The organism is Kitasatospora sp. NPDC091276, assembly GCF_040684355.1.
Taxonomy (GTDB): domain Bacteria; phylum Actinomycetota; class Actinomycetes; order Streptomycetales; family Streptomycetaceae; genus Kitasatospora.
In genome coordinates this window covers 19193-34211 of record NZ_JBFBFU010000033.1, presented here as the reverse complement: position 1 = coordinate 34211, position 15019 = coordinate 19193, and the positions used below count along the sequence as shown (strand labels likewise).

General features: G+C 75.2%; 12 protein-coding genes. 10 read left to right on the top strand and 2 right to left on the bottom strand.

Features of this window, described 5'->3' with window-relative positions; translation table 11 throughout:
- Window positions 1–34 precede the first annotated feature (34 nt).
- The 7 genes from AB0O19_RS31565 to AB0O19_RS31535 all read left to right on the top strand — a co-directional run bounded on the left by AB0O19_RS31565 (window position 35) and on the right by AB0O19_RS31535 (window position 9650).
- On the top strand, window positions 35–832 hold the full coding sequence (locus AB0O19_RS31565) for a phytanoyl-CoA dioxygenase (RefSeq protein WP_363585778.1): 798 nt from the start codon (window positions 35–37) through the stop codon (window positions 830–832).
- 80 nt (window positions 833–912) lie between these two features.
- Window positions 913–1503, top strand: coding sequence for a DUF6309 family protein (locus tag AB0O19_RS31560; protein ID WP_363624497.1), 591 nt, complete (start codon window positions 913–915; stop codon window positions 1501–1503).
- On the top strand, window positions 1500–5822 hold the full coding sequence (locus AB0O19_RS31555) for an amino acid adenylation domain-containing protein (RefSeq protein WP_363624495.1): 4323 nt from the start codon (window positions 1500–1502) through the stop codon (window positions 5820–5822). Before AB0O19_RS31560 ends, AB0O19_RS31555 begins: the two co-directional genes overlap by 4 nt.
- Before the next feature lie 133 nt (window positions 5823–5955).
- Entirely contained in the window at window positions 5956–7230 is a 1275-nt protein-coding gene (locus tag AB0O19_RS31550) for an aminotransferase class III-fold pyridoxal phosphate-dependent enzyme (protein ID WP_363624493.1), read from the top strand.
- An 18-nt stretch (window positions 7231–7248) separates the two neighbouring features.
- Window positions 7249–8109, top strand: a complete 861-nt coding sequence (locus AB0O19_RS31545) for a TauD/TfdA family dioxygenase (RefSeq protein WP_363624492.1) — start codon at window positions 7249–7251, stop codon at window positions 8107–8109.
- On the top strand, window positions 8106–8876 hold the full coding sequence (locus tag AB0O19_RS31540; RefSeq protein ID WP_363585773.1) for an SDR family oxidoreductase: 771 nt from the start codon (window positions 8106–8108) through the stop codon (window positions 8874–8876). The genes AB0O19_RS31545 and AB0O19_RS31540 overlap by 4 nt, the downstream gene beginning before the upstream one ends.
- Before the next feature lie 3 nt (window positions 8877–8879).
- Window positions 8880–9650 carry a methyltransferase domain-containing protein gene (locus tag AB0O19_RS31535; RefSeq protein ID WP_363624490.1) on the top strand — a complete coding sequence of 257 codons (771 nt, stop codon included), beginning with the start codon at window positions 8880–8882 and terminating at the stop codon, window positions 9648–9650.
- A 102-nt stretch (window positions 9651–9752) separates the two neighbouring features.
- Here the strand turns inward: AB0O19_RS31535 and cpt are convergent, their stop codons facing one another.
- Entirely contained in the window at window positions 9753–10319 is a 567-nt protein-coding gene (gene cpt / locus AB0O19_RS31530; protein ID WP_363585771.1) for a chloramphenicol phosphotransferase CPT, read from the bottom strand.
- Window positions 10320–10569: 250 nt separating this feature from the next.
- Here cpt and AB0O19_RS31525 point away from each other — a divergent pair, with 250 nt between their 5' ends.
- The 3 genes from AB0O19_RS31525 to AB0O19_RS31515 are packed head-to-tail and all read left to right on the top strand — an operon-like array spanning window position 10570 to window position 14539.
- Window positions 10570–11733 (top strand): terpene synthase family protein, encoded by a 1164-nt coding sequence (locus tag AB0O19_RS31525; protein WP_363624488.1) that lies wholly within the window; start codon window positions 10570–10572, stop codon window positions 11731–11733.
- Window positions 11730–13145, top strand: a complete 1416-nt coding sequence (locus AB0O19_RS31520; protein ID WP_363624486.1) for a cytochrome P450 — start codon at window positions 11730–11732, stop codon at window positions 13143–13145. Before AB0O19_RS31525 ends, AB0O19_RS31520 begins: the two co-directional genes overlap by 4 nt.
- Window positions 13142–14539: an FAD-binding protein gene (locus AB0O19_RS31515; protein WP_363585768.1), complete on the top strand. Its 1398-nt coding sequence runs from the start codon at window positions 13142–13144 to the stop codon at window positions 14537–14539. Before AB0O19_RS31520 ends, AB0O19_RS31515 begins: the two co-directional genes overlap by 4 nt.
- A 150-nt stretch (window positions 14540–14689) precedes the next feature.
- Here AB0O19_RS31515 and AB0O19_RS31510 read toward each other — a convergent pair whose 3' ends face one another.
- Complete coding sequence (locus tag AB0O19_RS31510; protein WP_363585767.1) at window positions 14690–14914, bottom strand: hypothetical protein; 225 nt, start codon at window positions 14912–14914, stop codon at window positions 14690–14692.
- Between the last annotated feature and the right edge of the window lie 105 nt (window positions 14915–15019).

The window sequence follows — 15019 nt, the reverse complement described above, 5'->3', positions numbered from 1 at the left end:
GCGACCCGTCATCCGGAAGGAGGGGGCCGGTTCGGTGACGCAGACTTCCGGAGGGCGTGAAGCCCTAGACACCGAGCAACACCGCCAGTTCCTGGAATCCGGATACCTGGTCCTGCCCGGCCTGGTGCCGGAGCCGCTCGGGGCCAGGCTGGCCCCCGAGGTCGACCGCTGGGTGGACGAGGGCCTACGGGCCCGCTCGATCGCCGCCTGCACCGACCCCGCCCGGCACGGCCCGCCCCCGGTGCTGGAACTGGAACTGCCGGCCCACGGTGAACTCCTCACCCACCCACCGCTCTTACGGACGCTGTCCGGTCTGATGGGGCCGTCCTTCGTCTTCCACCACCTGCACAGCGACCGCCAGGCCCCGGGGATCCCCGGCAAGGCCTGGCACCACGACTGCGAGCCCAACGACCGCGCCGACCCGTCGCTGCTGATGGTCCACGCGCTGCACTACCTCGGCGGCCTCGACGAGAAGGTCGGCAGCCTGGCCGTCCTGCCCGGCTCGCACCGGCGTACCGTCGGGAAGACGGCGTACGCCCACCACGGCACCGCCGAACTGCCCGGCGAGGTGGTCATCGACCGGCTGCCGCCCGGCTCCACGGTGCTGCTCAACTCGGCGCTGTTCCACACCCGCAGACCGGCGCCGGACGGCCCGGGCAGGCCCCGGTACTTCATCGACGCGTCCTACTGCCAGGTGGGGGCGCGCTGGCGCCCGGTGAAGCCGCACTGGCGGCTGATGCTCGCCCGGGCCCGTGAACTCGGCCTGGCGGAGGGCCGGTGGCCGGAGCTGTTCGCGGAACGGCACTTCACCGAGTACGTCGGAACCGCCTGACCGGAACTGTTCGATCGGAACCGCCTGACCGGAACGCCCTGGCCGGAACAGCATGATCGGAACTGTCTGAGGAGCACCGCGTGGAGATCGTCACCGCCGTCGCCTACGCCGAGGTCCACCACGCCTACCTGCGGGACCACCCGGTGGAGCGCGCCCACGAGGCGAACAGCAACCGGGACGGCGAGGAGAACGTCGAACGCGCCGGCCGGATCCCCGGCGGCTGGTGGCGCGTCCGGCTCTCGCGCTCGGACGTCCTCGGCGTCGTCCTGCCCTGGCACCTGAGCGAGGGCGGCGCGCGCGAACTCGTGCCCCGCTCCGGCCTGACGGTGGCCGAGGCGGCCGAGCGCATCCGCTCCGACGAGGCCGCCTGGTCGGCCGCGAACCCGGTCTGCGCCGCCAAGCTCCGGCTGCTGCGGTGGGCCCCGTTCACCCCGGTCTACCTGAGCACCGGCGCGGTCGACCACCCCGACTACACGGACCTGCTGGTCCGGGAGGGACTGATCCACATCGACGGCCTGCACCGCATGCTGGCCTGGGAGCTGGCCGGACGCCTGCCCGACCGGCCGCGCCTGGACGCGTTCCTCGCGGGCGATCCCCTGGTCGTGGACCCGCACGCGACGGGGCCGGTCCGCGCCGGGCGGGCGGCCCGGACGGGAGGCGAGCCGGAGTGACCTTCGCGACGCAGCACGTCCGGTCCACGCCGTCCGCACCGTCGGCATCGTCCACGCCGTCCAACCGGGCCGCGTCGTCCGCCCGGTCGCTGTCCGGGTTCCTGTTACGGCTCGCCCGGGAGCACCCGGACCGGACCGCCCTGACCGACGGCGACCGCACCCTCGACTACCGCACCCTCGACGCCGCGGCCGGCCGGATCGCGGCCCGGCTGGCCGCGTCCGGCACCGGCCCGGGCGACCGGGTCGCCCTGCTCGGGCCCCGGGACGCCCGCATGCTGGTGCTGCTGCACGGCGTGCTGCGCTCGGGCGCGGCGGCGGTGATGGCCGACCCGGACTGGTCGGCGGCCGACCTCGCCCGGAGGCTGGCGGCCGTCCGGATCGGCCGGGTGCTCAGCACCGAGGCGGCCTTCCCCGGGCCGGAGGGCCATCCGGCCGAGGTGGTGGACGTCGACCGGCTGGCCGGGCCCGAGGGCCTGCCCGACGCGCCGGGCAGCGTGCCCGCCACGACCGGTGACCTCATGCCCGGCGGGGCCGGTGACCTCATGCTCTGCGGGGCCGAGGAGCTGATGCTCGGTGCGGCCGAGGACCCCGCGTACCTGTCCTTCACCTCGGGGTCGAGCGGCGAGCCCAAGGCGGTGGCCGTCACCCACGCCAACGCGGTGCACTACGCGCGGGCGCTGGCCGACCGGCTGGGCTTCACCGAGGCCGACGCCCCGTGCGTCGCGCACGTCACCACGCTGGCCGCCGACCTCGGCCACACCGCCTGGCTGCTGGCCCTCGCGGTCGGCGGTTCGGTGCACGTGGTGCCGGACGGCGAGGTGCGCGACCCGGAGGCGTTCTGGGCGTCGCTGCGGCGCGCCGGGGTGTCCGTGCTGAAGACCACCCCCTCGCACCTGACCGTCCTGCTGGAGGGCCGGCCCGGCGACGCCCCGCCCCTGCACACCGTGCTGCTCGGCGGTGAGGCGCTGCCGCGCCCGTTCGCGGCCGCCCTGCTCGACACCGGCGTCACCGCCCGGCTGGTCAACCACTACGGCCCGACCGAGACGACCGTCGGCGCCACCTGCTTCCTCGCCGCCACCGCCCGCCAGCTGCCGGCCGAGGAGCCGACCGTCCCGATCGGCACCGGGATCGGAGAGGTGCGGCTCGCCCTGCTGGACGGCGACGGGCGGCCGGTGCCCGACGGCGCGGTGGGGGAGCTGCTGATCGGCGGCCGGGGCGTCAGCGCGGGCTACTTCGGCCGGCCCGCCGAGACGGCGCGCGGCTTCGTCCGCCACGACGGTGAACGCATGTACCGCACGGGCGACTTGTGTCGACGCCGGGCGGACGGGAGCCTGGTCTTCCTCGGCCGGGTGGACCGCCAGGTCAAGATCCGGGGCTACCGGGTCGACCTCGCCGAGATCGAGCGGGCGATGGACGACTTCCCGGGCGTCGCCCGGTCCGCGGTGCTGGTCCGGGAGACCGCCGTGGGGAACCAACTCCTGGCCGCCGTACGGTTGTCGGCCGACGGCGCCGGGCTGGCCGGGATCGGCTCCTACCTGCGCGACCGACTGCCCGGCTACTCCGTGCCGCAGCCGATCCTGACCCTGCCGGAGTTCCCGGTCGGGCCGAACGGCAAGCTCGACCGGGATCGGCTGGCCGAGCTGGTCGCCGAACTGGTCGAGGCCCGGGCGGAGTCGGGGCCGTCCTCGGACGGGGACGCGCTGGCCCGGTCGATCGCCGGGTTCTGGGCGGCCGCACTGGGCCTGCCCGGGGTCGGGCCGCACACCGACGTGCTGGACCTCGGCGGGGACTCCATCCTCGCCATGCGCACCGTCGCCTTCCTGCGCCGGTCGGGCCTGCGCGTCCACTACGACGACTTCTACCGGCACCCGACGGCGCACGGCCTGGCCGCGGCCGCCGCAGCCGTACCGGTTCCGGCCTCCGCTCCGGCCGGGCGGACCGGAAGCGGCGACCGGGGGAGTCAACTCGCCCCCGCGCAGCGGTGGCTGTACCTCCAGCGGTCCGTCGACGACCTGCGGCACTGGAACCAGTCCGTCCTGCTGCGCTGCCGGACGGCCGTCGACCCGACCGCGCTCTCGGCCGCGCTCGCGGCCGTCCTGGAACGCCACCCGGCGCTGCGGCGGCCCGTCTCGCCGGAGGGCTACGACGCACCCCGGCCGGTGGCCGACCTCGACCCGCTGTCCTTCTCCCGGATCCCGCGCGGGACGGCCCCGATCGCCGAGACCGTCGCCGGGGCCTGCACCGAACTCCACCGCAGCCTGGACCCGTTGGCCGGCCGGCTGCTGCGCGCCCACCTGTTCACCGGCCCGCCCGGCACCGACGACCGGCTCGCCCTGATCGCGCACCACCTGGTGGTCGACGGGCTGTCCTGGCGCATCCTGCTGGACGACCTCGCCCACGCCTACCGGGCGGTGCTCGACCAGAAGCCGGCCGACCTGCCGCCGACCCCGGACTTCTACCAGTGGGCCGCTGCCGCGCCGCCGCCCCCGGCACCGGCGTCGCCTTCTCCGGCGTCCGCGCCGGAGTCCGCACCGGAGTCCGCGGTCCGCGCGCAGCCGGCGGCCGTCGGCTGGACGCTCGACGAGGACGGCACCGCCCGGCTGGTCGGCCGCCACGGTGGCGGGACCGGCCTGGAGGCCTTCCTCCTGGCCGCCTTCGCCGACGCCGTGACCGGCTGGAGCGGCCACCCGCGGCTGCCCGTCGAGGTGGAGACCCACGGCCGGGACACCGCCGGCGATCCGGGCGAATTCCTGGACACCGTCGGCTGGTTCACCGCCGTCAAGCGGCTGGTGGTCGAGGCGTCGGCCGGCCCCGAGGGGGCCGCTCAGCGCCTGCGCGAGGCCCCCGTCCAGCCGATGGACGCACCAGGCACCCGCCCCGCCGCCGGGTTCAACTTCCTCGGCACCTTCCGGCTGCCCGACGAGCCCGCACTGGACTGGACCGTCGCGGACGAGCAGGCCGGAGTGGCCCGTTGCACCGGCGGAGACCCGCTGTACGACCTGCGGCTCACCGCCCGCATCGTGGAGAACCGGCTGGTCGCCGACCTGGTGTACGGGTGGCCCGGTCTGCCGCACCCCGCCGCCGAGCGGATCGTCGCCGCGTTCGCCGGGACGGTGGCCGCCGAGGCCGGTACCGGTGCCGGTACCGCCACCCGTCCCGTCCGGGCGCCGCTGTCGACCTCCGGCCAGCTGCTCCACCCCGGCACCCGGGCACCCGCCGTACCGGCGGCCCGCACCACGGTGCGCGAACCCGCCCGGGTACTGCTCACCGGCGCCACCGGCTACCTGGGGCGGCACCTGCTCGACGCCTTCGTCCAGCGGGGCGCCCACGTCACCTGCCTGGTCCGGGCCGAGCACGACGCCGGCGCCGTCCGGCGGTTGGGCGCGGGCGCCGGCGACGGCCGGATCCAGGTCGTCGCCGGGGACATCGACCGGGAGGGGCTGGGCCTGTCCCCGGCCGGACTGGCGTGGGCCCGGGGCGCGCAGCTCGTCGTGCACGCCGCCGCGGACGTCCGGCTGGTGGCCTCGCCCGACGACCTGGAGCGGACCAACCACACCGCGGTGCGGCGGCTGCTCGGCTGGATCGACGAGCACGCCCCGGCGGCCCGCGTCCACCACGTCTCCACGCTCGCCGTCGCGGGCGGCGTGGACGGCCCGCCCCGTCGCTTCAGCGAGGCCGACCTGCGGATCGGCCAGCACTTCCGCACCCCGTACGAGCGGACCAAGTTCGCCGCCGAGCAGACCGTCCGCGCCTGGGCGGCCACGGGGCGGGCCGCCTACCTGTACCGCAGCGGCCACATCGCGGCGCACAGCCGGACCGGCGCCTTCCAGGCCAACATCGGCGACAACCGGATCTACCAGCTGATCCGCGGCTACCTGCTGGCCGGCGCCGCCCCGCGCCGGCCGCGCACCACCTACGCGTTCTCCTACGTCGACACCGTGGCCGCCGGGATCGCCGCGATCGCGCTGGACCCGTACGCCGCGCCCGGCGCCTACCACGTCGAGAGCCCGCACGAGACGCCGCACGACGAGCTCGTCCGCTGGCTCGCCGGCCACGGCCACCCCGTCCGGCTCACCGACGACGAGGCCTTCGCGGCGGCGATCGCCCGGGCCGAACGCGACCACCCGACGGCGGCGGGGCTGGCCGCCGCGTGGTCCCTCCAGGAGGAGCGCAACGTCCTCGTGGACCGCGCGTACACCACCTCCGTGCTGGACCGGCTGGGCGTCCGGTTCGCCGAGCCCACCCCGCAGTGGTGGTCGGCCGCGCTCACCCGGGCCGCCGAGGCCGGCTACCTGCCGCCCGTCGCACCGCCGCACTGACCCCCGTCCGCCGCACTGACTCCCGCGCGTAGGACCGACCCCCGTCCGCCGTACCGATCCGTCCGCCGCGCCGGCGCCCCGTGAGCCGCGCCCCCACCGACCCGTACCCCCAGACCCATGGAAGGCGGACCTCGTGTCCCAGCTCTCCCCGGTGCTCAAGCAGGCCACCCACGTCGTCGCCACCCGCGGCGAAGGGCTCCACCTCTTCGACGCCGACGGCCGCCGCTACCTCGACTTCACCTCCGGCGTGGGGGTGACCAGCACCGGCCACTGCCACCCGCGCGTGGTGGAGGCGGTGCGCGAGCAGGCCGGCCGGCTGATCCACGGCCAGTACACCACCGTGCTGCACGACCCCCTGCTCACCCTCACCGAGCGGCTCGGCGAGGTGCTGCCGCCCGGCCTGGACTCGCTGTTCTACGCCACCGCCGGCACCGAGGCGGTGGAGGCGGCGCTGCGGCTCGCCCGGCACGCCACCGGCCGGCAGAACGTGATCGTCTTCGAGGGCTCCTTCCACGGCCGCACCATGGGCGCGGCCGCGCTCACCACGGCCGGCAGCCGCTTCCGCGCGGGCGTCGGCCCGGTGATGCCCGGTGTCGCGGTGGCGCCGTTCCCCGACGCCTTCCGGCTCGGTCTGAGCCTCGGGCTGAGCGAGGCGCAGGCCGTGGAGCACGCCCTGCGCGGACTCGACCAGGTGCTCGCGACCGTCAGCGCCCCCTCCGAGACCGCCGCGATGTTCGTCGAACCGGTGCTCGGCGAGGGAGGCTACGTGCCCGCGCCCGCCGGGTTCCTCGCCGGGCTGCGCGAGCGCGCGGACCGGCACGGCATCCTGCTGGTCGTCGACGAGATCCAGACGGGCTTCGGCCGCACCGGCCGGTTCTGGGCCCACCTGCACCACGAGGGCGTGGTGCCCGACGTCCTGATCACGGCCAAGGGCCTGGCCAGCGGCTTCCCGCTGTCCGCGATCGCCGCGCCGACCGACCTGATGCGGCGGGCCCGGCCCGGCTCGCAGGGCGGCACCTACGGCGGCAACCCGGTGGCCTGCGCCGCCGCGCTGGCCACGCTGGACGTCATCCGGGACGAGCAACTGGTCGACAACGCGGCCGAACAGGGATCGCGGCTGCTGGACGGCCTGCGGGCGGTCGCCGCCGGAGCGCCGGGCGTCGCGGACGTCCGGGGCCTCGGGCTGATGATCGGCAACGAGTTCTGCCACCCGGACGGCTCCCCGGACCCGGACACCGCCAAGCGCGTCCAGCAGGCGGCGGCCGACCTCGGCCTGCTGCTGCTGATCTGCGGTATCCACCTGAACGTGGTCAGGATGATCCCGGCCCTGACCGTCACGGCCGGGCAGGTCGACGAGGCGCTGGCGCTCTGGTCCAAGGCGGTGGCGGCGGCCGCCGCCCAGCGGTAGAGAGGAGTGGTTCCGCACATGTACGACGACACGGTGTCCGAAATCGGCTGGAGCAGCGAGGAGTTGGAGGCGCGGCGGGAGCAGTGGTCGCTCCCGCTCGACGAGGGCGAGCGACAACTGCTCTGGGCGGACGCGCGGGCCGGGCGGTGGGGCGCGGCCGAGCCGGTCCGGGCGAAGCTGCGCGCGCTCGTCCAGGGCGGTGCCCGTTCCGTCGGCGTCGCCCACGTCACCGGGCTGATGGATCCGACCGCCCCGGAGGAGGAGGTCGCGGCGGCCCTGTCCTTCCTGCTGCGGGACTTCGGCGAGATCGTCCCGCAGAACGGGCGCGGCGACCTCACCCAGGTGCTGCACGACCAGGACGGCGACGGCAACACCGAGCTCGGATTCCACTGCGACACCTGCGACCTGCTCGTCCTGCTCTGCATCCAACCCGCCTACAACGGTGGAGGGTTGACCAAGCTGGCGAGTGCGCGGCACGTCTACGACCTGATCAAGCGGGAGCGGCCGGACGCCCTCGCCACCCTCACCGAGGACTGGACGTTCGACCGGACCGGTCGGGCCGGGCCGCAGGTCGTGGTCTCCCCGATCCTCTACACCCAGAAGGACGGGACCATCGCCTGCTACTACCAGACCCGCACCGTCCGCTCGTCCCCCGACCGCGGCGGCCCGCCGCTGACGGACCGCCAGTGGGACGCGCTCGGTGTGCTCGACGAGGTGCTCTACCGGCCCGAGATCGCCTTCGGCCTCCCGATGGCCGCCGGAGACCTGCTGATCATCCGCAACAGCCGGGTCCTGCACGGGCGTTCGGCCTACGTGGACGAGCCTGCGCCGAACTCCCGGCGGATGCTGCGGATCTGGATGAACGCGGAGGACATGTGACCGGGAGCGTACAGGCACCACACGGGCGGACGGCCGTCGTCACGGGCGGCGGCAGCGGGCTCGGCCGGGCCGTGTCCCTGGCCCTGCTGGGCGCAGGCTGGTCCGTCGCGCTGGCCGGGCGACGCAAGGACGCCCTCCAGGAGACCATCGCCCTCGCGGAGGTCGACCCCGCCCGGGTGCTGGCCGTCCCGACCGACATCCGCCAACCGGAGGAGGTCGCGGCCCTGTTCGACGCCGTCCGCGACCGCTTCGGCCGGGTCGACCTGCTGTTCAACAACGCCGGCGCCGCCGCCCCGCGCCGACCCATCACCGAGACCCCGTTCGAGGACTGGAACCGCGTCCTGGACACCATCGTCACCGGCGGCTTCCTCTGTGCCCGTGAGGCCTTCCGGGTGATGAGCACCCAGTCCCCGCAGGGCGGGCGCATCATCAACAACGGCGCGCCGTCCGCCCACGTCCCGCGGCCCAACTCCATCGCCTACACGGCCGCCAAGCACGCCGTCCTCGGCCTCACCAAGGTGCTCTCCCTGGACGGCCGCGCGCACGGCATCGCGGTCGGCCAGATCGACGTCGGCAACGTCACCCCGGTCGACGGCGGCCCGCAGCCCGCCGCCATGCAGGCGGACGGCACGATGGCGGTCGAGGCGACCATCCCGGTGGAACGCTTCACCGAGGCGGTCCTGCTGATGGCCTCGATGCCGCCGGACACCAACGTCCAGTCCCTGACCGTCCTGCCCACCACCATGCCGTACATCGGAAGGGGCTGAACCGTGCTGGTCAGCGCACGTTCCTTCGACGAATACCGCGCGATGTTCGCGCTCACCGACGGCGACCTCGCCCCCGGCCGGCGCATCCTGGACTGCCCGGGCGGCGCCGCCGCCTTCACGGCCGAGGCCGGCCGGCGCGGCATCGACGCGGTGGCCGTCGACCGCGAGTACGCCCACCACCGGGAGGACCTCGGCGTCCTCGTCGAACGGGAGACCCGGCACAAGCGCGACCAACTGGTCCGAGAGGCATCGGACTTCGTCTGGACATGGTACGGCGACCCCGACCGCCTCACCCGGCAGTGGATCGCCAACGCCCGCGACTTCCAGGCCGACATCGCCGCCCGCCCGGACCGCTACGTCGCCGGCTCGCTGCCCGAACTCCCGTTCGCCGACGACTCCTTCGACCTGGTTCTCAGCTCGCACCTGCTCTTCTCGTACGGCAACCGGCTGGACGGGGACTTCCACCTGGCGGCCCTCCTGGAACTCGCCCGGATCGCCCGCCGCGAAGTCCGGCTCTTCCCCGTCATGGTGTACGACACCGGCGTCCGCTACGGGGAGCTGGACGGGATGCGCCAACACCTGGACGCCCTCGGGATCGCGAGCCGCGTGGAGCGGGTGGACTACGAATTCCAGCCCGGGGACAACGAGTTGCTCGTGCTGTCGTGCGCCGACTACCGGCCGCTGGCGCGGACCGGGGCCGGAGCACCGGGAGCCGACGCGTCGGTGCCGAGCGCCGCCGACCCGGTGCGGTGGCGGCACCGGGAGAACCCCTGACCTCAGGCCTGAGCCCTGCCCGTGCCCCTGGCCCTGGCCGACGCCGACTCCGCGTCGGTCAGGGCCAGGGGCACGGGCAGGGCCAGGGCCCACAGGCCCAGGTCACCCGCCCACGGGGGCGGATCCGGCGGCGCCGCCCCCGAGGTGGGCGGCAATCCTCCGCGCGCACTCCAGCGACTCGGTGCGCGAGGTGTCCACCTCCAGGTCGTAGCGCACGCCCTGGTGGACCAGCTCCGCCTGCGAAGCGGCCATCCCCAGGATCCGGTTCCCCCGGGCAAGCTCCCGGCCGGTGGCCACCGCCGCCTCGCAGCGGACCCCGACCCACAGCACGTCCAGGCCCACGAGTGCCTTCTCCCAGCGGAGTTGGGACTCCGACCGGCCGAGGAAGACCTCGTCGACGATCACCCTCGCGCCCGCCCCCGCCATGGCCGCGACCCCCGCGATCCACGCCGCCTCCAAGGCCCGGAACGCCGCCCCGACGCTCACCCCGCCATCGGCCGCGAAGCCGATGCCCCCGTCCGTATCGTGCAGGGACGCGGGCGCCGCCTCGATCAGGGTGTCGACCCCGACCGTCAGCCAGGGCTCCGGCAGCACCGCCTGCAGACACCGGGCGATCCCGGACTTGCCCGAGCTGGAACCACCGTTCAGCACAATCACCTGAGTCGCCATCCCGCCACCGTAGCCACTCCGGCACCACGTCCCAACCGGTTATCGGACGCCCGGCGAGAGCCTGGCCGTCGAGGGGTGGGGCGCGTCGGGAGGGGGTGGGATCGGTCACGGTCCGTGTCGACGTGGTGACGGCGCGATCACTCGTGCGGGGGAAAAGCGATGGTTGCGCTTTGAACAGTCGCGGTGGCTGGCCAGACTGGTCCTTCTCCGACCGGCCGGTCGGAGGTGGTGAGCGAGGGGGAGCACGGGCATGGGCATTTCGCCGTACCGCGGCATGTGCGGCCTCGCCGCCGAGCACCCTGGAGGCCCGGACCTCCTCGCGGGAGTCGCCAGACCGGCGCCGCACGGCGAGGCCGACGCCCTCCGCCGGGACGTCGGGGCGTGGCTGGTGGCGAGCGGCGTGCTCGGCGGTGACGTCCAAGGGTTCCTGGCACAGGGCCACCTGGACCTGGTGGCGGAGGCGTGGGGCGACGTTCCCCGGGGTCCGCGACTGGTCGCGGCGGCGAAGTGGCTGGTGCTCACCTGGATCCTCGACGACCGCTTCGACGACCAGTGGATCGGCGGGCCCGTCACGGCGGCCCGGCGGACCGTCCGGGCACTCACGGACGTCCTGGGCGGCGGTTCGGGCGGCGGTTCGGACGGCGTTCCGGGTAGCGCTCCGGGCGGCGGCTCGGGTGGTGCTTCGGGCGGCGTTCCGGGCGGCGGTTCGGATGGCGGCTCGGATGGCATCGAGCCGCCCGGCGACGCACTCGTCGAGGCGTTCGCGGTGCTGTGGCGGGAGACGGTCGAGCTGACGCCGCCGCAGTGGCGGGCGCGCTACGCGGCGTACTTCCGCGCGTACCTGGACACCTCGCTCGGCTACCTCGACGAGGCCTCGCTCCGCGACACCCCCTTCCGCGACACCCCCTTCCGTGGCACCGCCTTCCGCGACCTCGGGGCCGCCGCCCCGGCCGGCGCCGTGCAGACCGTCCCCGAGTACCTGCGCCGACGGGACCAGGACGGCGCCGTGTCGTGCGCGGCGGGCTGGATCGAGCTCGCCCACGGCCTGGACCTCGCCGACGAGGTGTTCCGGCACCCGAGGGTGGCGGACCTGCTGATGCGCTTCAACCACGTCGTCTGCTGGGTCAACGACCTCTACTCCGCCGAGGGGGAGTCCGCCGCCGGGAACGGCAAGAACCTGCTGCGCTCGTTCACCGTCCACGAGGGCCTGGCCCCCGAAGAGGCGTCGGCCCGGCTCGGGGCGCTGTGCGAGGCCGAGTCGACGACGCTGGAGTTCCTGGCGGACGGCATCGCCCGCGACCCTTCGTCGCCCGGCGAGGTGCGGGCCTTCGCCCTCGGACTGGTCCGCTTCACCCGCGCGCTCATCCACTGGACGGCGACGGCCGCCCGCTACCGTACGGAGTCACCGCGATGATCCCCCGTCCGCCCGGCGGCCTGCCGCTGCTCGGGCACCTGGTGCCGTTCCTGCGCGACCCGCTGGCGTTCCTGCGTTCCCTGCCCCGGTACGGCGGCCTCGTCCAGATCAGACTGGGGCCGGTCTCGGCGGTGGTGGTCTGCGACCTGGAGCTGACCCGGCACGTCCTGCGCGAGGACCGGGTCTTCGACAAGGGCGGGTTCCTGTTCGAACGGGTCCGCGACTTCGCCGGCAACGGCCTGGTGACCTGCCCCCACGCCGACCACCGCCGCCAGCGCCGTTACGTCCAGCCCGCCTTCCGCGCCGACCGGATCGCGCGGTACACGGAGGTGATGGCCCGGGAGGCCCGGCGGCTGGCCGGGTCCTGGAGCGACGGGCAGGAGGTCGACATCACCGCCGAGTTGAGCCTGGCCGCCGGGCGCAGCCTGGTCTCGACCCTGTTCACCCGGCTGCCGTTCACCGGCCTCCAGGAGACCGTCGACGACTTCGTGCTGCTGATCGGCGGCTCCTACCGGCGCATGCTGCTGCCCCACCGGCTCAACCGGATCCCGCTGCCGGCCAACCGCCGCTACGACGCCGCCCGCACCCGGCTGGTGCGCCTGGTCGACGAGGTCGTCACCGCCTACCGCGCGGATCCGGAGGACCGGGGCGACCTGGTGTCGACGCTGGTGGCCGCCGACGCGGGCGGGCAGGTGCTCTCCAACGCGGAGGTCACCGACCAGGTGATGACGATCTTCGCCGCCGGCTTCGACACCATCGCCAACTCCACCGTGTGGGCCCTGCACCTGCTCGCCCAGCACCCGGACATCGCCGATCGGGTCCGGGCCGAGGTGGACGCGGCCCACGTGCGCGCGGCCGGGGTGAACGTGCTGGGGGTGAACGCGCCCGAGGCCGACGCGCTCGGTGTGGGCGCGGCCGAGACCGCCGCCACCCCGGCGGCCGGCACGTCGGCGAGCGTGGACGGGCTGGAGCTCACCACCCGGGTCGTCCGCGAGGCCGTCCGGCTGTACTCCCCGGGCTGGCTGCTCACCCGCGTCACGGCCACCGACACCGAACTCGGCGCGCACCGCCTGCGCGAGGGCACGACGGTCGTCTACAGCCCCTACCTCCTGCACCGCCAGTCCGCCCTGTTCCCCGACCCCGACCGCTTCGACCCCGAGCGGTGGGTGGGCGTCCACCCGCAGCGCGGTCCGTTCATCGGCTTCGGCGCGGGACCGCGCCGCTGCGTCGGCGAGCAGTTCGGCATGACCGAGTCCGTCCTGCTGCTCGCCACGATCATGCGGGCCTGGCGGCTGGAGCACGTCCCCGGCCGGACCGTCCGCGAGTTGCCGCTCGCCACGCTGCGCCCCGGCCCGGTGTGGATGCGCGCGACCCGCCGGGACGGCCTCGCCTCCACCGGAGCCGCCGGGTGAGCACGGCCCTCGTCCTCGGCGGCGGCCTGGCCGGCACGCTGGCCGCCGCCGCCCTGGCGCCGCACGCCCGGACCGTCACCGTTCTCGAACAGGACGTCCTGCCCGTCCTGCCCGGCCCGCGCCGGGGCCTGCCGCAGGGCGAGTTCAGCCACATCCTGCTCGGCGGCGGCGCGGACGCCGTCGAGGAGGTCCTGCCCGGAACGCTCGACGCCCTGCTCGCCGCCGGCGCCCACTACCGCTCGATCCCCGCCGGCCTGCTGATGCGCCTCGGGCCGGGCTGGCTCCAGGGCTTCGACTCGCCGGCCTACCTGATCGCGTGCAGCCGCCACCTGCTCGACCACGTCGTGCGGCGGCGGCTGCGCGAGCAGGCGAACGTGACGGTCCGCGAACGCACCTCCGTCCTCGGCCTGGTGGGCGGCCCGGGCCGGATCGTCGGGGTCCACATCGAGAACCCGGACGGCTCGCGGGAGACCCTGCGGGCCGACCTGGTCGTGGACGCGACCGGCCGCCGCTCCCGCGCCCCGGAGTGGCTGCGCGCGCTGGGGGTCAAGGGCCTGTGCGAGGAGACGGTGGACGCCGGACTCGCCTACGCCGCCCGGGTGTTCGAGACGCCGGGCGGAAACGAGGGCTTCCCGGTGGTGAGCATCGTGCCCGTCCCGGGGCGTGGCCGGCCCGGTCGGGGCGCCACCATCATCCCGATCGAGGACGGGCGCTGGATCGTCACGCTCTCCGGCACCCGGGGCGGCGAACCCGCCCGGGGCGAGCGCGAGTTCCACGACTTCCTGAAGGCGCTGGACCACCCGGTCGTCCACGACCTCGCGCGCGCCGCCCGCCCGCTCGGCCCGATCCGCACCTGCCACGGGACACTGAACCGCCGGCGCCGCTACGAGTGCTACGAGGGCGGCCCGCTGGCCGGGTTCGCCGCCACCGGCGACGCGGTGGCGGCACTGAACCCGGTGTACGGGCACGGCATGACGGTCGCCGCCCAGTGCGCCGCCGCCATCCGCGCCGCCGTCGACAGCGAAGGCCTGCACCCGGGGGTGAGCGCACTGATCCAGCGGCGGATCGCCAGGGTCGTCGACACGCCCTGGGACATGGCCAAGGACCAGGACGAGGGCTTCCCGGACGCGCTGTCGAGCCATCCCGCCACCGCCGCCGGGCCCGCCGCCGTGTTCACCCGCTGGTACACCCGCCGGGTGCTGGGCGCGGCCCTCACCGACCCCGCCGTCTCGGCCGCCTACTTCGAGGTGTTCTCCCTCGCCGCCAGACCCGCCCGGCTGGCCAGGCCCGCGGTGGCCCTCGGCGCACTGCGACCCCGGCGCGCCCACCCGCCGACCGCGGGCCAGGCGATCGCCCGCTTCCCGGGGGTGGCCGCACTGGCCGGGCCGTACTGACCGGCCCGGACGGTCGGAACCGCCCGACCTCCCGCTCCGGCACTCCTGTTCACGCCCTCGCCGTTGCCGTTGCCGTCGCCGCCCTCGGACGCCCAGGTCCCGTCCCGCCAAGATCGGCCGGACGGACCTGGGGCGACCTGACGGCGTCGGTCACCGAGCCGCCGCGGCCATGGCCTCGCGAACGGTGATCAGGCATGGATCGCAGTAGCGGTCCGGGCCCGCCGACTCCCCGCCGCCCGCGGCCGGCGCGACGCGCTGGGCGGGTTCGAGGAAACGTCCGCACAGGGACGTCGACGAGTCGTTCTTCGTCACCACGTGCCACACCACGGCCGGCGGTGACACCGCCGGGTCGTGCTCGGCCCACATCTCGTACACGGCAGCCTCCCGAATCGCTGGGGCCCGGTCACCCCATGCAACCTCCCTCCCCGGCGGTCGGCCACCGGACGGGGCCCGGTGGGATGGCGCGCGGGCGGTCGGGGC

Excerpts from the sequence above, each read along its gene's own strand:
- AB0O19_RS31545 (WP_363624492.1), top strand. The coding sequence starts at position 7,249 with ATGTACGACGACACGGTGTCCGAAATCGGCTGGAGCAGCGAGGAGTTG.
- cpt (WP_363585771.1), bottom strand. The coding sequence starts at position 10,319 with ATGGCGACTCAGGTGATTGTGCTGAACGGTGGTTCCAGCTCGGGCAAG.
- AB0O19_RS31525 (WP_363624488.1), top strand. The coding sequence starts at position 10,570 with ATGGGCATTTCGCCGTACCGCGGCATGTGCGGCCTCGCCGCCGAGCAC.
- AB0O19_RS31520 (WP_363624486.1), top strand. The coding sequence starts at position 11,730 with ATGATCCCCCGTCCGCCCGGCGGCCTGCCGCTGCTCGGGCACCTGGTG.